26 protein-coding genes and 1 tRNA gene are annotated in these 24,112 nt (G+C 62.0%); 10 read left to right on the plus strand and 17 right to left on the minus strand.

The window, feature by feature from the left end:
- Window positions 1-60 precede the first annotated feature (60 nt).
- The 6 genes from plsX (at window position 61) to IVB48_RS02835 (ending at window position 4,014) form a co-directional block, all read left to right on the plus strand.
- Complete coding sequence (gene plsX, locus IVB48_RS02810; RefSeq protein WP_247397223.1) at window positions 61-1,122, plus strand: phosphate acyltransferase PlsX; 1,062 nt, start codon at window positions 61-63, stop codon at window positions 1,120-1,122.
- The gene (locus IVB48_RS02815; RefSeq protein WP_026233249.1) at window positions 1,119-2,099 is read left to right on the plus strand and encodes a beta-ketoacyl-ACP synthase III; all 981 of its coding nucleotides are present in this window, start codon (window positions 1,119-1,121) and stop codon (window positions 2,097-2,099) included. The genes plsX and IVB48_RS02815 overlap by 4 nt, the downstream gene beginning before the upstream one ends.
- A gap of 132 nt (window positions 2,100-2,231) precedes the next feature.
- The gene (locus IVB48_RS02820; protein WP_018456841.1) at window positions 2,232-2,573 is read left to right on the plus strand and encodes an integration host factor subunit alpha; all 342 of its coding nucleotides are present in this window, start codon (window positions 2,232-2,234) and stop codon (window positions 2,571-2,573) included.
- 27 nt (window positions 2,574-2,600) lie between these two features.
- Window positions 2,601-3,179, plus strand: coding sequence for a MerR family transcriptional regulator (locus IVB48_RS02825; protein WP_007611070.1), 579 nt, complete (start codon window positions 2,601-2,603; stop codon window positions 3,177-3,179).
- Between the two features lie 118 nt (window positions 3,180-3,297).
- Window positions 3,298-3,375 (plus strand) — tRNA-Pro (locus tag IVB48_RS02830).
- Window positions 3,376-3,720: 345 nt separating this feature from the next.
- Complete coding sequence (locus IVB48_RS02835; protein WP_247398208.1) at window positions 3,721-4,014, plus strand: hypothetical protein; 294 nt, start codon at window positions 3,721-3,723, stop codon at window positions 4,012-4,014.
- A gap of 193 nt (window positions 4,015-4,207) precedes the next feature.
- On the opposite strand, the gene IVB48_RS02840 is transcribed toward IVB48_RS02835, so the two are convergent.
- Window positions 4,208-5,572, minus strand: a complete 1,365-nt coding sequence (locus IVB48_RS02840; protein ID WP_247397225.1) for an amidohydrolase family protein — start codon at window positions 5,570-5,572, stop codon at window positions 4,208-4,210.
- Window positions 5,573-5,743: 171 nt separating this feature from the next.
- On the opposite strand from IVB48_RS02840, the gene IVB48_RS02845 reads away from it, so the two are divergent.
- On the plus strand, window positions 5,744-5,902 hold the full coding sequence (locus IVB48_RS02845) for a hypothetical protein (protein WP_247356180.1): 159 nt from the start codon (window positions 5,744-5,746) through the stop codon (window positions 5,900-5,902).
- On the opposite strand, the gene IVB48_RS02850 is transcribed toward IVB48_RS02845, so the two are convergent.
- The 8 genes from IVB48_RS02850 to IVB48_RS02885 form a co-directional block, all read right to left on the minus strand.
- Window positions 5,899-6,066, minus strand: coding sequence for a hypothetical protein (locus IVB48_RS02850; protein WP_247356181.1), 168 nt, complete (start codon window positions 6,064-6,066; stop codon window positions 5,899-5,901). The genes IVB48_RS02845 and IVB48_RS02850 overlap by 4 nt on opposite strands.
- Before the next feature lie 101 nt (window positions 6,067-6,167).
- The gene (locus tag IVB48_RS02855) at window positions 6,168-6,410 is read right to left on the minus strand and encodes a hypothetical protein (protein WP_247397228.1); all 243 of its coding nucleotides are present in this window, start codon (window positions 6,408-6,410) and stop codon (window positions 6,168-6,170) included.
- A 370-nt stretch (window positions 6,411-6,780) separates the two neighbouring features.
- Complete coding sequence (locus IVB48_RS02860) at window positions 6,781-7,353, minus strand: HdeD family acid-resistance protein (protein WP_256468852.1); 573 nt, start codon at window positions 7,351-7,353, stop codon at window positions 6,781-6,783.
- A gap of 894 nt (window positions 7,354-8,247) precedes the next feature.
- Complete coding sequence (locus tag IVB48_RS02865) at window positions 8,248-8,739, minus strand: hypothetical protein (protein WP_247397229.1); 492 nt, start codon at window positions 8,737-8,739, stop codon at window positions 8,248-8,250.
- Window positions 8,740-8,797: 58 nt separating this feature from the next.
- Entirely contained in the window at window positions 8,798-9,283 is a 486-nt protein-coding gene (locus IVB48_RS02870; protein WP_346283293.1) for a DUF992 domain-containing protein, read from the minus strand.
- A complete protein-coding gene (locus tag IVB48_RS02875) occupies window positions 9,284-9,886 on the minus strand; it encodes a hypothetical protein (protein ID WP_247397236.1) in 603 nt (200 codons plus the stop codon).
- The gene (locus tag IVB48_RS02880) at window positions 9,873-11,009 is read right to left on the minus strand and encodes an AI-2E family transporter (RefSeq protein WP_247397241.1); all 1,137 of its coding nucleotides are present in this window, start codon (window positions 11,007-11,009) and stop codon (window positions 9,873-9,875) included. The genes IVB48_RS02875 and IVB48_RS02880 overlap by 14 nt, the downstream gene beginning before the upstream one ends.
- Window positions 11,010-11,313: 304 nt before the next feature.
- Complete coding sequence (locus tag IVB48_RS02885; protein WP_247397244.1) at window positions 11,314-12,753, minus strand: basic amino acid/polyamine antiporter; 1,440 nt, start codon at window positions 12,751-12,753, stop codon at window positions 11,314-11,316.
- Between the two features lie 603 nt (window positions 12,754-13,356).
- Here IVB48_RS02885 and IVB48_RS02890 point away from each other — a divergent pair.
- On the plus strand, window positions 13,357-14,067 hold the full coding sequence (locus tag IVB48_RS02890; protein WP_247397247.1) for a Bax inhibitor-1/YccA family protein: 711 nt from the start codon (window positions 13,357-13,359) through the stop codon (window positions 14,065-14,067).
- Window positions 14,068-14,072: 5 nt separating this feature from the next.
- Here the strand turns inward: IVB48_RS02890 and IVB48_RS02895 are convergent, their stop codons facing one another.
- The 8 genes from IVB48_RS02895 to IVB48_RS02930 all read right to left on the minus strand — a co-directional run bounded on the left by IVB48_RS02895 (window position 14,073) and on the right by IVB48_RS02930 (window position 19,412).
- Entirely contained in the window at window positions 14,073-14,576 is a 504-nt protein-coding gene (locus IVB48_RS02895; RefSeq protein ID WP_247397250.1) for a DUF1269 domain-containing protein, read from the minus strand.
- 181 nt (window positions 14,577-14,757) lie between these two features.
- Window positions 14,758-16,449, minus strand: coding sequence for a proton-conducting transporter membrane subunit (locus tag IVB48_RS02900; protein WP_247397253.1), 1,692 nt, complete (start codon window positions 16,447-16,449; stop codon window positions 14,758-14,760).
- A gap of 80 nt (window positions 16,450-16,529) precedes the next feature.
- A complete protein-coding gene (locus IVB48_RS02905) occupies window positions 16,530-16,871 on the minus strand; it encodes an NADH-quinone oxidoreductase subunit K (RefSeq protein WP_247398132.1) in 342 nt (113 codons plus the stop codon).
- Window positions 16,871-17,812 carry a hydrogenase subunit MbhD domain-containing protein gene (locus tag IVB48_RS02910; protein ID WP_247397256.1) on the minus strand — a complete coding sequence of 314 codons (942 nt, stop codon included), beginning with the start codon at window positions 17,810-17,812 and terminating at the stop codon, window positions 16,871-16,873. Before IVB48_RS02910 ends, IVB48_RS02905 begins: the two co-directional genes overlap by 1 nt.
- On the minus strand, window positions 17,809-18,099 hold the full coding sequence (locus IVB48_RS02915) for a monovalent cation/H(+) antiporter subunit G (RefSeq protein ID WP_247397259.1): 291 nt from the start codon (window positions 18,097-18,099) through the stop codon (window positions 17,809-17,811). Before IVB48_RS02915 ends, IVB48_RS02910 begins: the two co-directional genes overlap by 4 nt.
- Complete coding sequence (locus IVB48_RS02920) at window positions 18,096-18,386, minus strand: monovalent cation/H+ antiporter complex subunit F (RefSeq protein ID WP_247397263.1); 291 nt, start codon at window positions 18,384-18,386, stop codon at window positions 18,096-18,098. Before IVB48_RS02920 ends, IVB48_RS02915 begins: the two co-directional genes overlap by 4 nt.
- Complete coding sequence (locus IVB48_RS02925; RefSeq protein WP_247397266.1) at window positions 18,379-19,032, minus strand: Na+/H+ antiporter subunit E; 654 nt, start codon at window positions 19,030-19,032, stop codon at window positions 18,379-18,381. Before IVB48_RS02925 ends, IVB48_RS02920 begins: the two co-directional genes overlap by 8 nt.
- Window positions 19,033-19,166: 134 nt before the next feature.
- Window positions 19,167-19,412, minus strand: a complete 246-nt coding sequence (locus tag IVB48_RS02930; protein WP_346015280.1) for a DUF3551 domain-containing protein — start codon at window positions 19,410-19,412, stop codon at window positions 19,167-19,169.
- 333 nt (window positions 19,413-19,745) lie between these two features.
- Here IVB48_RS02930 and IVB48_RS02935 point away from each other — a divergent pair, with 333 nt between their 5' ends.
- Complete coding sequence (locus IVB48_RS02935) at window positions 19,746-20,855, plus strand: efflux RND transporter periplasmic adaptor subunit (protein ID WP_247397269.1); 1,110 nt, start codon at window positions 19,746-19,748, stop codon at window positions 20,853-20,855.
- Window positions 20,852-23,965, plus strand: coding sequence for an efflux RND transporter permease subunit (locus IVB48_RS02940; protein ID WP_247397271.1), 3,114 nt, complete (start codon window positions 20,852-20,854; stop codon window positions 23,963-23,965). The genes IVB48_RS02935 and IVB48_RS02940 overlap by 4 nt, the downstream gene beginning before the upstream one ends.
- The last annotated feature ends 147 nt before the right edge of the window (window positions 23,966-24,112 follow it).

The raw sequence follows: 24,112 nt of genomic DNA on the forward strand, positions 1-24,112 counted from the left end.
CGAACCCATTTGCGGCCCCGCTCGTTCAAGACCGCACCAGACCAGGTTTCCAGGACTTTTATGCCAAGCAAGGTTCGCATCGCGCTTGACGCCATGGGGGGCGACGCCGGCGCCGCGGTGGTCATCCCAGGCGCCGCCATCTCGCTTCACAGGCATCGCGAGATCGAATTCCTGCTGATCGGGGACCGCGCCAAGATCGAGCCCGAGCTCGATCGCCACCCCGCGCTGAAGGCCGCCTCGAAGATCATCCATACCGATGTCGCGGTCAGCGGCGAGGAAAAGCCGAGCCAGGCGCTCCGGCGCGGCCGCAGGACCTCCTCGATGTGGCTTGCCATCGATGCTGTGAAAAAGGGCGAGGCGGATGTCGCGGTCTCCGCCGGGAATACCGGCGCGCTGATGGCGATGTCGCGCTTCCACCTGCGCACGCTGCCGGGCGTCGATCGTCCGGCCATCGCCGGCATGTGGCCGACCAGGCGCGGCGATTCCGTGGTCCTCGACCTCGGCGCCAGCATCGGCGGCGATACCCACCATCTGGTGTCGCTCGCCATCATGGGCGCGGCGATGGCCAGCGTGTTGTTCAACAAGAAGCGTCCCACGGTCGGCCTGCTCAATATCGGGGTCGAGGAGATCAAGGGGCACGAGGAGATTCGCGAGGCCGGCGAAATCCTGCGCGCCAGGAACCTGCCCGAGCTCGACTATCTCGGCTTCGTCGAGGGCGACGGCATCGGCAAGGGAGTGGCGGACGTCATCGTCACCGAAGGCTACAGCGGCAACATCGCGCTGAAGGCCGCGGAGGGAACCGCACGGCAGATGGCGGAATTGCTCCGGGACGAGATGAAACGGGGCTGGCTGTCAAAGCTCGGCTATCTCTTTGCGCGCAACGCCTTCCAGGCCCTGCGGAACAAGATGGACCCGAACAAATCCAACGGCGGGGTGTTGCTGGGGTTGAACGGGATCGTGGTCAAGAGCCATGGCGGAATCGCTGCCGAAGGCTTTGCCTATGCGATTGATGTTGGCTATGAGATGGTCAAATTCGATCTCCTCAACAAGATCAATCAGATGCTCAACCGCGAAGGTGGTGCACTCAATTCCGTGCAAGCCGCGCAGGAGGCTGTTTCGTGACTCAAATTCGTTCGGTCGTGCTGGGCTGCGGCTCTTATTTGCCGGAGCAGGTGGTGACCAACGCCCAATTGGCGGCGCGCATTGACACGTCCGACGAGTGGATCGTGCAGCGCACCGGCATTCGCGAGCGGCACATCGCGGCCGAGGGCGAGTTCACCTCGCATCTGGCGCTCAAGGCGGCGCAGGCCGCGCTCGCCGATGCCGGCGTGGACGCGCAGTCGATCGACCTGATCGTGCTCGCGACCTCGACCCCTGACAACACTTTCCCCGCCAGCGCGGTCGCCGTGCAGCATGGGCTCGGCATCAACCATGGCGCGGCCTTCGACCTTCAGGCGGTGTGCTCGGGCTTCGTGTTCGGGCTCGCCACCGCCGATAATTTCCTGCGCACGGGCGCCTTCAAGCGCGCGCTGGTGATCGGCGCGGAAACCTTCTCGCGCATTCTCGACTGGACCGATCGCGGCACCTGCGTGCTGTTCGGCGACGGCGCCGGCGCGGTGGTGCTGGAGGCGCAGGAGCAGCCGGGCAATGCCGCGACCGACCGGGGGATCGTGACCACGCATTTGCGCTCCGACGGCCGCCACAAGGCGAAGCTGTTCGTCGACGGCGGCCCGTCCTCGACCCAGACTGTCGGCCATCTGCGCATGGAGGGCCGCGAGGTCTTCAAGCACGCGGTCGGCATGATCACCGACGTGATCGTCGACGCCTTCAAGGCGACCGGGCTCAATGCCGACAGCATCGACTGGTTCGTGCCGCACCAGGCCAACAAGCGAATCATCGACGCGTCCGCGCACAAGCTCCACATCGCGCCGGAGAAGGTGGTGCTGACGGTGGACCTTCACGGCAACACCTCGGCTGCCTCGATCCCGCTGGCGCTGTCGGTGGCGCGCAAGGACGGCCGCATCAAGCGCGGCGACCTGGTTCTGCTCGAAGCCATGGGCGGCGGCTTCACCTGGGGCTCCGCGCTGGTGCGCTGGTAAGCCACAGTCGATAAAATTTGCCCGAATCAGATCGGATTATCGATGCGCCTGCATTGATGAGCGCTGTTGACCGCCGTATCGTAAGCTCATAATTTCAGACAACAATTGTTCGCCGTGATGTGGGGCAGGGCGATGACCGATCAAAGTAAAACCGTAACGCGTGTCGATCTGTGCGAAGCCGTCTACCAGAAGGTGGGGCTGTCGCGCACGGAATCGTCTGCCTTCGTGGAACTCGTGCTGAAGGAGATCACCGATTGCCTTGAGAAAGGCGAGACGGTGAAGCTGTCCTCGTTCGGCTCCTTCATGGTCCGCAAGAAGGGTCAGCGCATCGGTCGCAACCCGAAGACCGGCACCGAGGTGCCGATCTCGCCGCGCCGGGTCATGGTGTTCAAGCCGTCCGCAATCCTGAAGCAGCGGATCAACGCCCAGCACCGCACCAATGGCGACGCCAGCAAGGCGCAACCCGAGGCGTAATCCGCCTTCCGGATAAGGATTTGGCATTTGGACAAGGCGCCGGATGCGTTCCGAACCATCAGCGAAGTAGCGCAGGAACTCGACATTCCGCAGCACGTGCTGCGGTTCTGGGAGACGCGTTTCTCCCAGATCAAGCCGATGAAGCGCAGCGGCGGCCGCCGCTATTACCGCCCCGACGACGTCGACCTGCTCAAGGGTATCCGCCGTCTCCTCTACGGCGAGGGCTACACCATCCGCGGCGTGCAGCGGATCCTCAAGGAGCACGGCGTCAAATCGGTGCAGGGCCTCGCCGACAGCGCGGCCGCGGTCTCGTTCGGGGCTATCGAGGACGCCGTCGGCGCCAGCCTGATGGAGCCCGAGGAGGAGACCGGCGTCCGCGGCGCCCGCGATAGTGACGACGACGATTACCAGGGCGAGGAGGAGGAGGGCATCGACTTCCGCTTCTCCGAGACCGACGACGAGGAAATCCTCACCACCTTCCGCAAGGGCGGCACCCCCGCCGCGCCCGCAGGCCCCAGCGCCATCGACCGGGAGCGCCTCGGACGGGTGCTCGCCGAACTCATCGCCTGCCGCGAAATGCTGGATCAGGCGCTCAAGGACGCCTGACGCCGGATCTCCTCGGCTTTGGGGGCAGTTCCGGTGCCTTTCGGCAGAGGCACCAAAATCCAAAATGGTGTGACCTCGCCTTGCGCAAACCGGCGATCCTAGCTAATGGAACGACGTTCGGAGCGTGGCGCAGCCCGGTTAGCGCACTAGTCTGGGAGACTAGGGGTCGGAGGTTCAAATCCTCTCGCTCCGACCATTTTTCTAAATTGCATCAAGGTCAGTTCGGCGCCGTCGACCTACGGCGCATCGCCTGTTTACAGCCGGTTTACAAATTCCGTTCAGCAAGCGTTCTGGGCACTCGGCAGGGAATATTGCACCTACCGTACCCAGCCACGATCTGTTAAGGCGAGTCAGCGCCACACCGCAATTGCTGATGGTGGAAGCGCTGGGGGGCTACGGCTGCAATGGCAGCGCACAAGTTCGATCACCCGCCGCTACTGGCGCCGGGGCGTCACTTTATGACGCTCCGTGAAATCGAGTCCCTTGCGTTCATCGATTTCATGGCCAAGCAAGGCAGAGAAGAGAAAAGCTCTTCTATGCCTTGGAAGAGCTTGCCCAGGAGCTGCTTCGCGTAAAGCTTTCCTGCATAGCGTTCGTTGACGGCAGTTTTCTTTCAGAAAAACCAGATCCCGGAGACGTGGATGTTCTTGTAAATATTGACGACGATGTGATGCAGAACTTGCTCCCAGAGAAAAGAATACTTATCGATGCTTTGAATTTAGAACACCATATTGCATTCGTAGACGATCGCAAAACAGGTGCCGGCAAGGACTCCCTAGATCAAATAGCTTCTTGGGACGAGCGTCGGCGTAAGTGCCGCCGCGAAGAACAATGATCCCAACGCCAATCCGACGCCTGATAGAGATACCGCGTACCGCCAGACAATCTGCGCGAGACTTTTGACGATGTTCATTCCGCCACTCTCTCCGATGCTGGCTTTTCGGGAAGCCCACGGCGGCAATGAACCTGCGCAGACGTGAATTGCGTGCGAGCAAGACCGGCAGCGCGCGAAGCATCCCGCCCAGGGATCATTTCGGACGAATGTCCTTGTAGATGATGCCGTCCTTCATGATCACGACGAATTTGTTCTCCGGGTCGGCGATGAGGCGAATGTCCTCCAAGGGATTGCCGTCGACAAGCAGGAGATCCGCCAACGCGCCTTCTTCGACCACTCCGAGCTTGCCGGGATAGGGATTGCGCGCACCGGAGAGGGCAAGCAACTCTCCGTTTGCTGAAGTCGCCATTGCCAATGCTTCCGCCGGGGTGAACCAACGCGTGAGATCCACGATACCCTGACCCTGATGCTCGGCCAACGCCTTGGAGAAGAGAATATCAGTCCCGAACGCCGTCTTGATCTTGTATTTTTTGACAAACCCGTACGTGGTGTCGGTGCCCGCAACCACCTGGCGCATCTGCGCTTGTTGCACGGGAGGAAGCATGGCTGCGCCGCCAAGGTCTACGAATGGCTGTGTGCTCAGCCAGATCTTCTCCTCCGCGAGGAGACGTGCGGTCGGCTCATCCATCAAATGACCATGCTCAATCACCTTGACGCCTGCAGCAACAGAGCGTCGGATGGCGTTTGGCGTATAGGCGTGGGTCGCCACATAGGTTCCCCAATCGGTAGCTGCTTCGACCGCCGCCCGCAATTCAGCCTCACTGAAGGTGGTCACATCCAGTGGGCTGAAAGGCGAAGCGACGCCGCCGCCTGCGGTCAGCTTGATTTGCGATGCGCCCTGCATGAGCTGTTCGCGCGTTCGCTTGCGAACCTCGTCGGGGCTGTCGGCGATCATGCTTCCACCGAGCTGCTCGACGCGGCTCGTTCCGCCAAGACTTTGCGGCAGCTCCCAGAGCTCACGGAAGTCGCCATGCCCTCCCGTGACTGTGATGACGGCACCCGACGGATAGATGCGAGGGCCTACCACGATCCCCTCATCGATGGCGCGCTTCAGCGCGAAGGCAGGGCCGCCCATGTCCCTTACGGTGGTGAACCCGCGCATCAGCGTAGCAGTGGCTTCCGCGCCCGCGAGCAGCATCGTGTAACCCAAGTCGCTCGAAAGCATTTGAGCAGGGGTCGGACGAACCATCGTCGCATGCCAATGCATGTCGCTGAGCCCGGGCATCAGCACGCGTCCACCGCTTGCTATAGTGCGGGTGTCCGGGGATCGATCGACCGGATTGGAAGCGATCGCAATACGCTCGATGGTGTTGCCCCGGATGAGGACATTCGACGGAGCGGAGAGCGCCTGACTCTTCCCATCGAAAATGCGCACATTCTCGAAAACTGTCAGGGCAGAGCGCTCCTGCGCCAGCCCAGGACTGAGAGCGGCGCATGACCAAAGAATGGTCGCCGCACACGCGGCTTTTTGCATCCGCACAACGACTTCGGAGAGCATGTCGTTACCTCCTGCTTTGTGGGCCTAACGGTCACTCTGGCCTCGAATTCAGCCTTATTGATCGCTCAACGGACAGCGGCTGGGAGCGAGCTATCCGCCAGTCGCGATTACAAGCGGCACGTGGCCTAGGATGAAGGCAACCGAGGTCATCATCACCGCGCGGAAACGCAAATGTGCGCCGTGGATGGCCGCCTGCTCGAGTGTGGCCTCAAGCTGGGCCACCTATGCCTGTTTCGACGCGAGATCCGCTTCGAAGGGACCACGCTCAAGCCGATAGAGCTCATCGCCTTTGCTGATTTCGGCGCCTTCCTCGATCAGGCGCCGTTCTAGTAATGCATGACGCGGGCAACAAGGTTGACCCGATTGATCGCCTCGATCCGCCCGAGAAATTCACTGCTCTCGGTGATCGGCCGCTTGACCGCCTCCACGATGCCGACCTCGGGTGGCGTGGCCGGAGTCGACTCGGCTTGGGCCGCTCCGCCGGCGACGACCATCAGGAGAGTTGCCCCAGGAGCCTGATCGAGACGCCAGCAAGGATCATCATCCGCTCCTTGCACCGGACGTGGGGCCGGGTCAGTGCTTCCCCGGTGCCTCGCTACTCCCGCCGCATGCGATTGCTGTGTGCGGGTTCGTCGTAGCCCTTGCGGCGGCTGTAGAACATGAGCGCGATCAGGCCGCAGCCGGTCACCAGCATCAGGATTGCAGCGCCTCCCAGGATGACGTTGCGGTAAAGCGGCATGGATGGCGTTGCCTGCCATACGGCCACGCAGTACCAGATTGCCGCGACGAGAAGAGCTGCCAGAAGGGTCCCAACGACCCATCGATTCGTGATGCGCAAAGCTGCCTCCTTCGTCTGATTAGGACTGGCGCGGGCTTCGTGACAAATCTGCTGTCGGCGGATTGCGCGCGTTGCGATCCTAGTGCCATCGCCATCCGCAGCGGCGACGACCGCGATGCCACCAGCAAACCCAGCGGCGCCGGCGCGGCCGGCCCCATCCCCGACGACGAGACGGTGGTCCCCATTGTGTTTGCGTCGGGAGGTCTGGTTGCTCGCTCGGCCGGCCGAGATCGTGAGCGATCGGCATCGCTTCCGCGGCCTCAATGAAACGAACCCCGACGGCGCCGATCGCCACGGCAGCAACGGCATTCTTAGCAAAGCCAAGAAAAGCCCGACGGCTCGGTGTGTCCATCATCTTTCGTCTCCTTTGTCAGGCGGTTCGCCGCGCTGTCTGAAGGGCGTAGAGCAGCCAAGCCACTCCGTGCGAAATCAAATCGACTCCCAGCAGGAATCCGAGCGCCCAGACGCTGATGGCCGGGAAGCCGAACACGATTAGGAAGCCGGCGACCAGCCCGATGACGCCGGAAACCAGCATCAGCCAGCCACCCTGTTGCCAATGTGCAAAGCTGAGCACGCACCGGATGATCCCCGATGCCAGCAGAACCGCCCCAAGCAGCGAGGTCAGGATGAGGGCACCGGCCGCCGGCTGCATAAGCAGCAGCAACCCGAACGCAAGATAAAGTATGCCGAGCAGGATCTGCCAAAGGAATCCGCCCCATCCCTTTGTCCAAAACGCGTGGATGATCTCGAACGCGCCGACAAGAATTGCGGCAAGCCCGATCAGCTTGACGCTGATGATCGTCGCGAACACGATGTCGCCCAGCGCCAAGACGCCGGCCGCGATCATCACGACACCAAGGAGCGCGCATGTCCACCGGGAGCGAGGACCAAAGGTTCTAACGTGGGGGCTGCTGTCGTATGTGGCCACGCCATCCTCCCGCATTCCGGCGACTAATCCAGTTAGCGCCACGGAACGCTAGTCGCGGTCGCGCAATGCTAACATCCGATGAAACCCTGAATGTGTCAGGAGGAATATTCGCGGTGTCCCGAAGCCTGCCAGAAGTGCTTCCCTGTCGCCGCAGATACGGGTCCAGGTGGTTCGCGCCGGAACAGATCGTGTGGGAAGGGAGCGCTCGAGGCGGAGGTCGGATGGGCGACTCTGCGAGCAAGCGCTGCGTCGCTCGGCTCTGAGTAGAGAGAGCCCGTTGCATGAATGACCACGAAGGTAATCCACAAAAACCCTCAGATTTGAATGGCAATGTGCGGATTTATCCGTTGACCGCCCGGTGATATGCCATGCGCTGCGATCAGCAAATAAAGCGCACACTTGCACCGGCGCTTGATAAATGAAAGGGCCTGCGAGATGCGGAAGCTTTCGCTATTGGTGATTCTCCTTTCACTTGCAGGAATGCTCCCTTCGAGTGAATCCTTTGGCCAGAGCGCAATTCGGGGTGCCGTTATTGGCGGTGCCGTCGGCGGTCGTCGCGGCGCTGCCATAGGAGCTACGGCCGGAGCGATAGCCGGTGCCCACCGGCGACATCAACATTGGCATCGCTATTATTGGCGAAACGGCAGCTGCTGGTATCGCTCGCATAGTGGAAGGTCGCACCGCGTGTCGAGTCGATACTGCCGCTAGGTGAAGCGGCTCCGCATTATGCTTTCGGCCCGTCGAGCCGCTCGAACAACAGGGAGGATAATCATGATCATTTCGAAAATGGCGCCCGTTCTGGCCTTCACCTTCATTTTGTGTAGCGTCGGCTCTGCGAACGCCAAAACCTGTTGTGCTCACTGCATCGGCGGCGCGGAGCGCCTTGCCGCTGACGGGCGCTCGCAGAGATCAATGTCTTGAATCGCGCCGAGCCTGAGAGGCTTTCGTTGCCTGTGAGATACTGCCAATTCGCTTTCCGGACATCCTAGTCATGCGGCGTCGGCTGGGCTGAGGATTCATCCCATGATTCGCCGCGTCGCCTGCCGCCGGGTAAAATGTAAAGTTGGCGTTGCGCCGCATCGCGAGAGCGCGACGAGCGGCATCAATATTCGCCGAACGCGCTTCCAGTTTCCGGACGCGACTTATCTCCTTGTTCAGGCGTTTGAGCGCGCCCGCGAAGACCTGCATCCGCTGCAGTCGGAGCTCGGTGGTTTCCGGAAAGCTTGAGCCGCGTGGTCCGGCCTTGCCTCTCCGTTCACGTTGCTTCTGTCTCACCAGAGTCTGCTCCTTGTCGCGCATCTGCCGCAGGCGGATACGGAGCTTCTCCAGACCTGGCGGATCGAGAGCGTAGATATCCGGATGATGGGAAGCCCGGATCGCACCGTACTCTTCGTGGCTCACCAAACTTCGCTCGAATTTGCATGATATAGCCATGGAGGTCTCCTTCGTCGGCTGCGATCTATCGGCGCCCGCGCGGGCCGAGTGTCAGATTGGTGATCCCCGCTGCAAGGTTCAATCCGATCGACCGCTCGATGGACAGGGGCTGCAGCATGATTGAGCGGCGAGAGCCTCCGATGAGCACATTTGCTCCGAGGCCGGGACCCATCGCGACGTTGCCGCTCGCGCCGATATAATTTCCCCGCAAGGTGCCCGGTCCGACCCGCGAATTTCGTGCTAGGACGGTCCAGGACAGAGATCCTGCGCTGGTAACGCCCAGGTCGAGACCGACGCGCCTGATCCGGCCCTCATAGATGTACTGCTGGCGTGGCCGCGTCGCGGTGAACACGCAACGAAGCTCCTGCGTCGAGCCCAGGACGAGCCCCACACGCGGTGAACTGACGCAGATGAGTCTGCCCACCCTGAACGGCTCAGCTACGGCGGGCGTGGCAAGCACGTACATGACAGCGGATCCGCAGATGGCCGCGGCAAGCGAGCTAATTCGCATTCAACCCTCCGTTGCCGTGTTCGTGTTGATGGGGGACCCGCTTGTGTCTTGATCCTGGCGGCGAAGCCAAAAGGTGATGCCGAGGCCGATTAGCAAAACGGCGCCCAGCAGGAAGAAGATCACGGATTGCTGAAGCCAGGAGATTGCTGGGACCGTGATGCCCATGGCGACGCCGAGAAAGGCTATTTGCATCGACATCAGACTGACGCCCGCGAGGAATGTCCCGAGGGCAAGCAATGTGAGGAGAACGAGGCTTGTCGCGGGCGTTGGCAGCAACTGCTGAACACCGGACACTAGCATGATGTTCATCGCGACGAGAACGGCGACCCAGTGCAGGGCCTGAGTCCAGATTAGCCGCCAGCGCTCCTCCCTGCCACCGAGGTCGGGCCATTTGTCGATGACACACACCACGCCGATCGCAAGCGCGAGGAACTCCCAATAGCCGACCAGGGGCTGGTGCGACGCATTGGTGTAGGCGACACCCGCAACAGCCAGAACTAGTGCGACGACGTAAGGAAGCTGCTGCCATAAAAAGCGCGTCATCCCCGACGGTGTTGACGGCGTGATCGTTCCGGCGATACGTTCAGCCTCAAGCTTGATCATGCGTCACCTCGAGATTGCGCTGGTCGACCATCCGCCGGGGGGCGTCCCCGAGGTAATCCTCGACGTAGAACCTGATGATCGCCACCCGGCCGACAGCGACTAGCGGCATGGCGAGCGCGATGCCCATCACGCCAAACATGGCACCCAGCAGCACGATTGCCACCAATGTCCAAGCGGGAGGGATTTCGACGGCCTGGCGCTGGATCAGCGGGCCGACTACGTAGCCCTCGATTGACTGGATGATGGTATAGACGGCGACGGCCCAGATCAGCAGCGATGCGCCGAGCGGCATCGCGACGAGCGCGATCGGAATTGCGGCAAGGATCGGTCCGAGATACGGAACGAAGTTCGAGAAGCCCGCCTGCAAGCCAAGCACGAAAGGGCCAGGCAGGCCGATTAAATAGAGCGCTGCCCAGACGCACAGGGTCATTAGGACAACGCGGATCAGTTGCCCCACGAACCACAGTCGCAGGACACTACCCATCTGGTCCATCACTTCGCGCGTCCGAGCGCGACACGATGGCTTCGCGAGCAGAACGATGCTCTCGCGGTGGCTGGTAGGATCGAAAGCAAAGAGAATGCCGAGGAACAGGATCACGAGTGCGCCAGCCAGAAAGCTGGATGCTCCGCCAAGGACGCGCTGGGCGTGGCTGAAGAAGCGGCCTTGATCAGAGACCAACCATTGCGCAAAATCGCGGCCCCACTCCGGACCGAGCAGATCGACGCCGTAGGTCAAGAGATGCTGCTGCAGCACGTCTAACTGGGTGTCCATGACCTTCAGCAGAATGCGCGTTTGTTCCGGAAGTTTTCCTGCCCCCCAGACCAGCGCGAGTCCGACCGCTGCCGTGAGCAGCAGCAGCACGACGGTCAGCCGCCAAATGCGATTGAGTCGAACGACAGGAGCCGTGGCCCTCGCGGCCGCATCCAGGAGAGCCGCGAAGAGGACGCCTGCGAAAATGACGAGGAGGCTGGAGACGGTTTTCCAGGTCAGGAAGAGAGCCACGCAGGTCCCGAGCAGGGCCAGGCCGGTAGCGAGAAGACTGCGCTGCCCGTGTGCCACGACTGCAGCCTCGCGCGGTGCGTTGTCGCGTAGTTGGTCCGGTTCAATCCTCAGCTCGCTCATGGGGTAACTCGCGGGTCGCGAAGCGGTCGGTGTGCAGAGCCTAAGTACGGATACGGCGACTGCCATAATGGGGATGAGAGCCGCCGCGATGCCGCCAGTAGCGATGCTTTGTCGGGTTGGTGTTGGTGTTTGGGGTCGCCGCGCCGGGCCCAGGTGTCGCAGCGGCAGGCTTGGGCGCGGATATGGCGGGGGCGGTCGTTTCTGCCCGGGCGAGGGTCAGCTGCGCGGTAGCAACCGACGCGGCCAGGGCCAAAGCGCCGTAGACGGCTCGGACATTCATGTTCGCCTCCACTTGACCAAGACTTCAGATCGAGATGGCTCCGGTCGCCAGTGCATAGACGCCGGTACAAGCGGCGAGCGCGAGCGCAGTAAAGATGATCGCCTCGAAAGGCTTGAAGACGGCCTCCTTGCGTTCGCGCCTGGCCAGAAAAAACAAAAGCGTTCCCGGGACGTACAATATCGAGGACAGCAGGAGGAACGTGGCGCCGCCCGCGTATATCATGCCCATGGCGTAGACCGTTGCGACGGCCGAGCGGATCCCGTCGACGGCACGGGCGCGCTCCCCTGCATGGTAGGACTGGCCAAGACACGATAGCTTGAGGCCGTATGCTGCGACCAAGAAATACGGGATCAGCGTCATCGCGCTGGTCATCTTCAAGGCGAGGGTGAATGCATATTCGGCGAACCAGGTGACCAGAACGAAGGTCTGGATGACGCAATTGGTGAGCCACAGCGCGCCGGCAGGAACCTCGTGCTCGTTCACGCGCGCCAGAAACAGGGGCATCGTACGATTGATGGCCGCGGAATGCAGCACCTCCGCCGCGAGCAGCGACCAGGATAAATAGTTGCCAAGGATCGAGATGAGTAGGGCCACGCTGATGAAGATCGCACCCCAGCGCCCGACCATCGCTTCCATCACGCCGGCCATCGACGGTGTCGACAGGTCCGCGAGTTCCTGCCGCGGAAGCACCCCGTAGGACAGCAGCGTCACCATTACGAGAAGGCAGAGAACGGAAAGAAAGCCAGTGACCGTCGCAAACCCGATATCGGAGCGATCACGGGCGTAGCGCGAGTACACGCTGGCGCCCTCAATTCCCACGAAGGCGAACACAGTGAGCAGCATCGTGCTTCGAACCTGTGAGGAAATCGCGGCCACGCCCGGCTGTTCGGTCCCCCAAAAATTCCGGGAAATCAGATCGGGATCGAGAACGATGAACGCCACGCCGATGAAAAGCAGGATCGGGATGATCTTGGCATAGGTCGCAACCGTATTCAGTGTGGCCGCTTCCCTGATGCCTCGCAGCACCAGGAAATGGACGCACCACAGCAGGAGGGATGCTGATGCGATGGCCACCGGCGTCGTTCCGTCGCCGAAGATCGGGAAGAATTGTCCGATTGTCGCCTTGATCAGAATGAGACAGGCGACGTCCGCGATGCAGCATCCGATCCAGTAGCCGGCCGCCGAAGCGAAGCCAATATACTCTCCGAATCCCGCCTTGGCGTATGCATAGATGCCTGCGTCCAGGTCCGGCCTTCGGCGAGACAGCGCCTGAAAAACAAAAGCGAGCATCAGCATGCCAGTGCCCGCGATGCCCCAGGCGATTAACGTTCCGAGGACGCCCGTGGCATGTCCGAATGATGCGGGCAGCGCGAATATCCCGGAGCCAACCATCGATCCGACCACAAGTGCGACGAGCGCACTTCGCGAAAGCTTGGTGTCGACTTGTTTCGATGAAGGAGCCATGACGAGAATGGCTTTCCGCCGGAGATGGAGTGACGCGCCGTCGGAATCGAGCGGGATAGGCGGCCACCCTTTGTCCGGACCTTAGAGCCGACGCTCGCCTCCGGACATCCGGGATTCTCTGTAGAAGAGAAAGCATGGAATCTGCGGACGAGCGTACCGCCGCGTTGAGGTCACTTTGGAATTACCGCGTCCGCTGCCCCCGGAGCGGCAGCGACCAGTATCAGGCCTTCACGGAAAAACTCGCCAGCCTTAGCGAGTTCTGCCGCAATACACCTGGCATGCAGAACGGCTGCGTCCTGGTCCGAGTGCTCATGTCCTGTCCCGTCCGGAGAGAGGCCGTATTTGTCGACGATGTGAAAGAAGTAGCGCATTCCAGACCGAGTAGGCTGGCGCAGCGCCTGCTTCCAGTGACAAACGTGTAAGAATCTAGACAAAAGGGATGAGGAACGCCGGATGGGCGCTTCCCGTTTCGACAAAGCTGCGGGCCGGCGGCCCGCGAGATAGGTAGTGTATCCCCCGGCAGTAGGGTGATCATCCGATGTTCCCGACAGTGCCGGACCAGTAGCTTGGCTTGTTCCTGCGATCAGACGCGAGGAGGAAGCCATGTCAAACTATGATCCTAATGCGACCATATCGGAAGCCGTTGGCAGCTCGCTCGCGATGGACGCTGGATTGCGCACATACATGCTGCGCATCTACAACTATATGGCCGCAGGTGTAGGTCTCACGGCCCTTGCGGCATGGTTGACCTATCAGCTCACGAGCCCGGCATTGCTTCAGAGCCCGCTGATGTGGGTTTTCATCCTGGCGCCGCTCGGGTTGGTGTTTTTCATCGGAGCCCGCATCAATACACTGTCGGCGGAAACGGCACGGCTGCTGTTCTTCGTGTATGCCGCTTTGGTTGGCGTCTCGCTCTCAACGCTCCTGCACGTTTACACCAGCGCTTCGATCACGCGCGTCTTCTTCATCGCAGCCGCAATGTTTGCGGCACTTAGCGTCTTCGGCTATACCACCAGGCGCGATCTGTCCGGGATGGGCAGCTTCCTGTTCATGGGCCTGATCGGCGTCGTCATCGCCAGCGTCGTCAACCTCTTCATGAGATCGACAGGCCTCGAATGGTTGATTTCGATCGTCGGCGTCGGAGTGTTTGCGGGACTGACGGCCTACGATACTCAACGGATCAAGGCGATGTACGACAATAGGGACGACGAGACAGCGACAGGCCGCAAGTCGGTGGTCGCGGCGCTGTCGCTCTATCTGAACTTCATTAATCTATTCATGATGCTCTTGCGGCTGATGGGCGGGCGACGCTAGGCGGCTCAGGCCGCCGGTCGCTCCGCTGTGCTGGCGAGCGCGTCTCGCAGGATCTTCTCCTTGGTCTCGTCCAGAGACGTTTTCAGCACGACCCCGCCAGCGTCCTTGATCTCGTTGAGCACCTTGTCGGCTGTCATGTTCTTGATCAGGACGAAGAGGGCGGCGTTGCCGGGAGAGAGCGAAGCCGAGAGCTCCTTCACGAACGAGTCGTTGATGCCGAAATCCGACAAAGCACCTCCCAGCGCGCCTGAGGCTGCACCCAGTGCCACGCCGATGATCGGATTGAGAAAAAGTACTCCGATCAGGAGCCCCCAAAAACTTCCGGAGATCGCGCCAGTCGCGGTTGTGTTGACGAGCTGGTTGAGCTTCACGGTCCCGGAATCGGTCTTCACGGCAATGACAGCGTCGCTGATGCTGATCAGATACTCTTTTTGCAATTTGAGCAGCCGTTGCCGGACGTCTTCAGCCTTTGCTTCGTTCGGGTACACGATGGCGACCAGATCAGACATGGAGACCTCCTGAGAGTTTCAACCGGGACAGCCTCCGGCGGGAAGGCCGATGCCCACCGCACGGTGCGGGGTCGAGAATAAGCGGCGAGCTGCCGCCGCGGCATCCGAGAAAACCCTCAGGCGCGGGGAGAATGTCCCGGACCTGCCTCGGCTTAATCATGCCGCTTGACCCGGCCTTGGTCTAATTGGCGCCAAACATCAACGCGGCGAGCAGCAATGTGGAAAGCAGGAGGGATATGCCGGCGCTCGACCATTGACGGAGAACGTCGTCGCCCCATTCAACGAGACTGCCAAATCCAAGACAGACGCGCCGGAACGGACCGATGATGCTCATCAGCGTCTTCCAGCCCGCCGAAAGGCCGCCGGGACGGGGCCATGGACTGAGCAGGATGACGAGCGCCCCACCTCCCAGCATCGTTACGCCCAGTTTGACGAGCCCGCCGAATCCGGACAGTTTCGATGCCGCACCAGCTGGGATCGGCAGAAAGGTATCCCAAGGCACGAGTCCAAGCAGAAGCGAACAGAGCGCCAAGGCAAGCGCCGCCAGACCGCTGCTGCGGTGTGGAGTGCGGACAAGGACGATGGATTGATCTGGACGCGCAAGCGCATGCGAGAGGACGACCAGAACATACGCGGTCGTAAACATTCCGCCAGTGTGGAGCACGACGGCCCACCACCACTGTCCCGTCCTCGCCGTTTCCTCAAGCAAGAGCTCCTTCGCAAGCGACGCTCCGCTCGGCTGAATGCCCATCAGTGCGATGCCGCCTAATCCGAAGGCCGTGACGCTCAAGGGCAGGGCTCGGGCGACGCCCCGTATCCCGGTGATGCGGTCATGACCCAGCCCGACATAGATCGAACCGACTGCCAGGAACATGGCCGCCTTGGCTGTGGCGTGGGAGGCCGCCTGAAGCACCCCGCCTGCTAGGGCCTGTCCGCTCTCGAGCCGGCCCGAGCTGTCGAGGGCGAGCGGAAACATCAGGAAGAGATATCCGATTTGAGCCAGTGTCGAATATGCCACGAGGAGCTTGAGGCGCTCCTGCCGCAAGGCCACGATGCTTCCGACCAGAATCGCGCCGGCTCCCAACGCTGCGAGAAATTGTGCGGCGGCAAACCCGGGCAGGCCCGGCAGAACGTTGAACCAAAGCCGGAGGAGGATGAAGAACGAACCCTTCACGACCAGGCCGGACAGGATCGCGCTCGCTGCGGCCGGCGCGCCAGCGTGAGCGGGTGGTAGCCAGAGATGCAGCGGAAAGAGCGCGGTCTTGGCGAGAAGGCCGGTCGTCATCAATGCCGCCGCGAGGAGCGTGACGACCCCTCCAGAAAGGCGCCGAGACAGCAGTTCGATATCCAGCGTGCCGTACACGCCATAGAGCAGGGCCGTACCCATCAGGTAGAGGATCGAACCGAGCAATGCGAAGAGAAGATAGCGCAACGCAGCCTGAAGCGTTTCTGCCCCGCCCCTGAGGGAGACCAGCGGCACGGCGGCGAATGTTAGCAATTCCAGCGCCACATAGAGCGTAAAGAGATCACCGCCCACGAAGATCGTGTTCAGCGCCGCCCAGATCGCCAGCAACAGAACCCAGAATGCGAAGGGCGCGCGCGCGTCCGCTGCCGAAGGACGAAATTCTGTCGCAGCAAAGAGGGCAACTGCGCAGATCACGATTGCCGTCGTGGCGAGCATCACGACCGAGAAACCGTCCGCGCGCAGCGCCACGCCCAGGGGGGGTGGCCATGCGCCGAGCAGATAGACGAGGACGCCGTCGCCTGCCGGCAAGGCCAGGCCGACTGCTACGACGATTGCCGACCCGATCGGTACGACGGCAAAGGCGACTTGCCGGACGCGGCGGTCGCCGAGAGCGAACGCAAGCAGCACGGCCGCGACGGGTACGACGATTGACAGCACCAGCAAGAAGCCAGACGCGGTCGTTGCCGGTGCGGGGGCAGAGGGCAGCATCAGTCACCGGGTGAATCGGAGTGCAGGCTCGTCGGTGCGGGATTGCCGAGCGTGGTGGAGCCCGCGGTGTCGAACAACCGGAGCAACAAGGCGATCGCCAGGGCAGTTGCGGAAAAGGCGACCACGACGCCCGTGATCACCAGTGCCTGTGGCACCGGGTCGTTGCCAACGCTCGCCCCAGCGCCCCTGCGTCCGACGATGCCGAACAGAAGAAACACGCCGCTGCCGATCAGGTTGAATGCGAGGATCTTGCGGAGCGGTTGCGGGTTCGTAATCAGGCCGTACAGCCCAAGCCCAACCAACGCGGCGGCACACATTCCAAACACTGTTGCGCTGCTCATCATCGTGGACTCCTTTCCGGTGGGCCTGCGAGCAACAGGGCGAGAGTCGCCGCGATTGTCGAAATCATCGCGATCTCGATGCCGAGTATCAGGGGCTTTGCGAACTCATCCGGAAAGGCCAGGAACGCCGACGCGAAAAACAATCCCCCAAGGCCGACGAGAAGAAACAGGCCGGGCCCGGCCGTCAGGACAACCCGCAGCCCTCGGCTGCTCACTGGTGGTGTGTCCGTCAATCCGGCTATGATCGCCAGCAGCCACATCGACGCGAGAACAGCGCCGCCCTGGAATGCTCCGCCGGGGTGATCGGCCCCTGTCCACAACATGTAGACGCCAACGACAATGCCCGCGGGGGGCAGCAGTCGGGCGAGGAAGGCGAGCACGCCATCTGGATCGGCTTCGTGCCGGGGTCCCGGACGGCCACCCCAAGCCCCGTCCGACGCAAGCGACCAGACGCCAACGATGGCCAGCAGGAGCACGACCTTCTCGAGCATGGTGTCCATCCCGCGGAACGCCATGAGCACGTTGGTGACAGGGTTAGCCAGTCCGGTTGCGCCGGCATTCGAGACGACGGCCGGCGCAAGGGAGGGGGCCGGATCAGGCAGAAGCAGGATTGCGATGCCTAGCGCCGCCGCTGTCAAGGAACACAATATGGCCGCGCTCAGACGAACGACCTGGCCGGGTCGTTCAGACGCAACCGCCTCGGCATCCCGCAATCGGGCAGCCGCCCCCAACAGAACGACTCCGCCCAGACCTCCGCCGATCGCGGCCTCGGTCAGTGCGACATCGACCGCGTCGAGGCGAACCCAGATCAGCGCAACCAGGAGTCCGTAGGCGACAAATCCCACCGTTGCAGGATAGGTCTCGCGGACAGCGATGGTCCATGTGGCGAGACCCAGCACCACGGCGGCGAGGACGATCTCGAAGGCCGTTGCGATGCTCATCTGGCACCGCTCCGGCGTACCGTACGTGCGATCAATTGCGACACCGTGGCGCCAGCAAGAAGCGCGAACACCCAGATGCTGATCAACTTCAACCCTTCCCGCAGGTTTCCTGCTTGGGGAAGCAGCCCGAGCACGACGAAGCCCAGGCCGAGATTGTCGGCCTTGGTCAGGGCGTGCAGCCGGGTCAGAGTGTCGGGAAACCGAAGGAGGCCGACCGTGCCAGCCAAGAAAAAGAACGCGCCCGCCGACACGCACGCAATCGTCACGATGTCTCGTACGAGGTTCAATTGTCCTCCGTTGAAACGGCCCCGTCGCTGTTGAGGCGGGACAGCCCCTTCTTGACGAATGCGATGGACGCGAAAGTGGCGAGCAGCGCCAGAATCAATGCCACGTCGACCGACGCGGGAACGCCCGTCACAGTGCCGAGCAGCAGCAGCACGGCAATGCCCCCGGTGCCGATCAATTGCGCGGCCATCATGCGTTCCGCGTCCGTGGGGCCGCGCAAGATCGACACCAGGCCGAGCGCCAGCAGCGCCAGGATCAGGCCGACTGCTGCGGTCAGGAACTCAGTCATTGTAGAGCGCCCGGACCAGCGCCGCTTCCTCGGCGGCGAGATCGGCGAGGACCGGCTGAGTGATGTCGAGACAGTGATAGATGATATGGCCGCTCTCCTCTCCGGCTGGCACCGTCCCGGGCAACAGGCTCGTGAGCGTCGTGAACACGTTCTGCCGTACGCCACGGGATAGCTGGGTCGGATAGGCTAGAAAGCCCGGATGAAGCGGCAAACGCGGATTCAGCGCGCGGCCGGCAACGTCCAGCCCGGCTACGACCGAGCGATACAGGAAAAGCAGAACCAGGCGGGCAACGGCGGGAAGAGAACGCCTCGCGCTGCTCGGCTCCAGAAAGTGAAGACTTGTCCAGGTCGCTGCGATAACTGCGGCTGCTGCCGCGGGAATGTCTCCGACCTGAGCGCCCGCGAGCACCAGCCAGAGGCAGCCGAACCCGGCCGCTCGCAAAGCCGCGCTCGACCATCGGCCCCTGGAGGCGTTTCGCGCCGGCTCGTCTGGTCTTCCCGAGTATTCGCTCATGCTCGAAGGCCTCGATCGGCGTCGCATGGCATTGCCGAGCTTCGGGGCGTCCGGAGGGACCGGCTCGGCCTGTTTGATGAGGACGGACCCAGACGGCAGCGTCGCATTGGGGATCTGCAGTTTGAGATCCATCTTCGGCCTTCGGCGTGACCGCGAGTAGCGGTACATCGTCATCCAGAATGGTTCAGAAGGTGCCGCCGAGTCGTTCGTCCGGCGCCACCTTCTTGGATGAGATTTCGCAATCGTGCCGCTCAGCCCGCGCAAGACTAGCGTGACGCCTGGCGCCGGAAGCAGCTTCCGCCTCGTCCGCTCCTGGATGCCCGGCATTGCTCCTCAGTTGAGTAACCACAGTGCGTCATGCCCTGTTTCTTCGAACACCATGATCCAGCCGCGTTGGCCGGAGTAGCCGTTGGCAGAATCGCCAACGTTCCCAGAATTGCGGCTGTGGCTAGGATAAACATTCGCATTTGAATTCTCCTGATCCGGCGGTTTGAGGCACGTTCAAGCGTCATCGTTCAAGTCGGTTTCGCGTCAGCCCGGCTACTTGCCGGTCATGCGAAGTACGAGTAGCGGACGGCTCTATTGCAGGGGGCTACTGCTTCACCTGACAATCCCATCATGTGTCGCCAGTCGAACAGGCGATATCGGGTGATTGCCTGACCGGGTTGTCGGGAATCTCCCAAGGCACGAATGTTCGCGCACATGATTACATCCGGATGAACAGGTAGATTTCCCGATGTTTGCGGCGGACCCCTTAGCCGAAAATGCCGGCGGCGAGACCGTGATACCGCGACCTCGGGAAGGCCGATCTACTTGGCGACACTCACTTCCGGAACGAAGAGCTCATGTCCACGCGTGGCAGCCATTCCACACCTCGACACGTCATTACTTTCGCGTTCGTGGCGGCGCTCTCGCCTGTGCTGGCAGGCTGCGGAAGAGAGACCGCAGCGGATGACCCGCCGGCGCCACGAATTGTGCGCACAGCGACCGTTGAAAAGCGCAAGATCACCACACCCCTGACCTTCTCCGGGCGGATCGAAGCAGAAGATGAAGTGAATGTTGCGTTCCGGATATCCGGGCGGCTTTTGAGCAATGACAGCAAGGTCGGCGACCGGGTCAAGGCCGGCCAGGTTCTAGCGCGATTGGAGTCCCAGAACGAGCTGAATGCGCTGCGCCAGGCGCAGGCGGCTCTCGCCGCGGCCCAGGGACAAATGACGCAGGCGCGCAATCACTTTGATCGTCAGGAGACGTTGCTGGCGCAGGGTTGGACCACACGTGTCAATTACGATGCCGCGACCCAAGCGCAGCAAACGGCCCGATCGCAGGTCGATGCCGCCGAAGCGGCACTCAGTTCCGCGCATGACTTGGTCGGGTTCACGGAACTGAAGGCCGACGCGCCCGGGGTGATTACTGCGACCGGCCCGGGAGCTGGCGAAGTGGTGCAGGCGGGACAGATGATCGCGAGAATCGCGCGCCAAGATGGTCGCGATGCTGTCTTCGACGTGCCTTCCCAGTTGGTCCGGTCAGCTTCAGCCGAGCCGGAGGTCGATGTCAGCCTTGCGGATGATCCGGCGATTAACGCCAAGGGGCGCGTGCGCGAGGTTGCGGCGCAAGCCAGTGCCGTGACTCGGACCTTCGAGGTCAAGGTCGGCCTGACCGATCCTCCGGCGGCGATGCGCCTTGGGGCGACGGTCGTGGGGCGGGTGAGCACGAGCGCAGGGCCGATGATCGATATACCGGCCTCCGCCCTGACGAGGATGAACCAACGTCCCGCGGTGTGGATCGTCGACCCCACCCTCGGTACGGTCTCGGTGCGCAATGTGGACGTTCTGCGGTTCGATGAAGCCCAAGCGGTGATTGCGCAAGGACTGGATACCGGCGAGGTCATTGTCACCGCCGGGGTGCAGGCACTTCATCCTGGCCAGAAGGTCCGGGTTCTCGGATCAGAGCAATGAGTGGGGTCAATCTCTCCGATTGGGCGCTGAAACACCGCTCGCTCGTCGTCTACATGATGATCATTGCGGTGGTCGCGGGCGGTCTGTTCTATTTCCGCCTGGGTCGGAACGAAGATCCGGCCTTCATCATCAAGACGATGGTCGTTCAAGCCGCTTGGCCGGGGGCCTCCGTAGAGGAGACGATGAAGCAGGTGACGGAGCGCCTCGAACGTCGCCTGCAGGAAACACCGCATCTCGACTTCCTTCGCAGCTTCACGAGGGCAGGTGTCTCGACCGTATTCGTAAATCTAAAAGGTAGTGCCAGCGCGAGAGAGGTCACGGACACTTGGTACCACGTGCGCAAGTCGATCGGTGACATGCGCCATACGCTGCCCGCCGGAGTCATCGGTCCGGGGTTCAACGACGAATTCGGCGATACTTTCGGGATCATCTACGGCTTCACGAGCGACGGTTTTACCCAGCGCGAGCTGCGTGACCAAGTCGAGGAGATCCGCTCAAAGTTGCTGATGGTTCCCGACGTGTCGAAAATCGAGCTCCTTGGCGAGCAGGACGAAGCGATCTTCGTCGAGTTCTCCACTAAGGAGCTCGCGGCACTCGGGGTCGATCGGTCCGCCCTTATTGCGGCCCTTCAGTCGCAAAACATCGTCCGCCCGGCCGGAACGGTACAGACGAGCGCCGAGAGTATCTCGCTACGAGTGTCCGGCGGCTTTCAGTCCGAGCAGGACATCGCCGGCATCAATTTTTCCGCGGGCGGGCACATGCTCCGCCTGAGCGACATCGCGCGGGTGCGTCGCGGTTACACAGACCCGCCCCACCCGATGTTTCGAGTCAATGGAAAGCCGGCCATAGGACTCGCAATCGCCATGAGAGATGGCGGGGATATTCTTGCGCTGGGTGCGAACATCACCAAGGCGATGGCGCAGATTACCGCGGGACTCCCGATAGGCATCGAGCCCAGCCTGGTCGCGGACCAGCCCGTCGTGGTCAACCACGCAATTCGAGAATTCATGGTTTCGCTGCTGCAGGCCGTCGCCATCATCATGGTCGTCAGTTTCATCAGCCTGGGCGTGCGTCCGGGCCTGATCATCGCGCTGGCGATACCGTTGACGCTGGCTATCGTTATGCCGATCATGGGACTGCTCAGCATCGATATGCAGCGTATATCGCTCGGTGCCCTGATCATAGCGCTCGCGCTGCTGGTCGACGATGCCATGACCACGACGGACGCGACCCTGACCAAATTGGCGGAAGGTGCGAGCAAGATCGAGGCGGCTACTTTCGCCTACCGGACCCATGCGATGGCGATGCTCGCTGGCACGCTGGTGACCATCGCGGGCTTCATTCCTGTCGGCTTTGCGGCGAGCTCCGCTGGAGAATACACGTTCTCGCTCTTCGCGGTCGTCACCATCGCGCTGCTGGTGTCCTGGATGGTCGCGGTCATTTTCACGCCGCTATTGGGCGCCGCCATCCTTGTCCCGCCCAAGCGGGGCAAGTCGGCGGACCCGGGCAGGATTTTCCGGATATACCGGCATTTTCTGACCTTGGCGATGCGCGCGAAATGGCTCACGATCGCAATTTCCCTGGCACTCTTCGTCGCGTCGGTCCTTGCAATGCCGCTGATCCCGCGGCAGTTTTTTCCGTCATCGGATCGTCCGGAGCTGCTGGTCGATATCAGCCTGCCGCAGAACGCTTCGATCTACGCGAGCGAAGCAGCGGCGAAGCGCCTGGATGCGGCGCTTGCGACCGACCCCGACGTGGCTCGGTGGAGCACTTATGTCGGACGGGGCGCCATCCGCTTCTACTTGCCCCTCAACGTCCAGCTCCCGAACGATTTCTTCACGCAGATCGTGGTGATCGCGAAGGACGTCGCCGCTCGGGATCGCCTGCATGTGAAGCTAGAAAAAACGCTGGCCGAAGAATTCCCCAAGGCGGTCGCGTTCGTCTCGCCGCTCGAGCTCGGGCCGCCGGTCGGTTGGCCGATTCAGTACCGGGTCAGCGGGCCAGACGTCGAACGGGTGCGCGAGATCGCGCTTCAGGTCGGGCAGATCGTCGCGTCCAGTCCGGACACTAAGCAAACGAATTTCGATTGGATGGAGCCCGACCGGCAGGTCCGTATTCGCGTGGACCAGAACGAGGCGCGGCAACTCGGTCTGAGCTCACAGGCGATTGCGACCGTTTTGAACGCCGTCATCACGGGCACGCCTGTCACTCAGGTTCGCGATGATATCTATCTCGTCAACGTGGTGGCGCGCGCGACTGACGAGCAGAGGGTCTCGCTGGACAGTCTGCGCAACCTGCAAGTAGCGCTGGGCGGCGGACAGACCGTTCCTCTCAGTCAATTTGCTTCCTTCGAATATGACCAGGAATTCCCGCTCGTCTGGCGTCGGGACCGCGTTCCGACTTTGACGGTCCAGGCTGCCATCGACGGTGACAAATTGCCGGAAGGCGTTGTCGCCTCGCTGTTGCCGGCCATCGAGAAGTTCCAGAAGACCCTTCCGCCATCGTACAGAGTGGTCGTCGGCGGCACGGTAGAGGAGAGCCAAAAGTCGCAGGCATCCGTGCTGGCGGTCGTTCCAGTGATGCTGTTCGTCATGTTTACGGTCCTCATGGTCCAGCTCCAGAGCTTCCCGAGGCTGTTCATGGTCCTCAGCGTGGCGCCGCTCGGACTGATCGGGGTCGTCGCCGCGTTGATGCTTTCCGGGAGGCCGCTCGGCTTCGTTGCCATCCTGGGTGTCCTTGCGCTCTTGGGTATGATCAGCAAGAACGCGGTCATTCTGATCGGTCAGATCGACGCGGAGCGCGCGATCGGCAAGTCGCCTTGGGAAGCCGCGGTAGACGCTAGCAGCTCCCGGTTCCGGCCGATCATGTTGACAGCGATATCGACTGTCCTTGGGATGATTCCGATTGCGCCGACAGTGTTTTGGGGACCGATGGCATTCGCCATCATGGGTGGCTTGCTGGTTGCGACGGTTCTCACCCTCGTCTTCTTGCCGACGATTTATGTTGCCTGGTTCGGCGCGACCGACTCGGCAATCGACCCGGCGCTGAGCAAGACTCCGGAATCGGGAAAGCAAAGCCGGATAGGGGAATCCTCACCTTCGGCTAGGTAGTCAACCTGATGTGCCGGCCGTCGTGCGTCTGTGATGATCGGAGAAGCTATTCCAGTCGCCGTTCGCACCGACCGCCTGGTGGTTGCCATGTGCGACGCAGAAATCGTGTCCCGTCGGGCGTCGCGCGTCGTTCGTCGTGGATAAATG

Origin of the sequence: Bradyrhizobium sp. 76 (assembly GCF_023073025.1) — a bacterium.
In the GTDB taxonomy this organism is placed as follows: Bacteria; Pseudomonadota; Alphaproteobacteria; order Rhizobiales; family Xanthobacteraceae; genus Bradyrhizobium.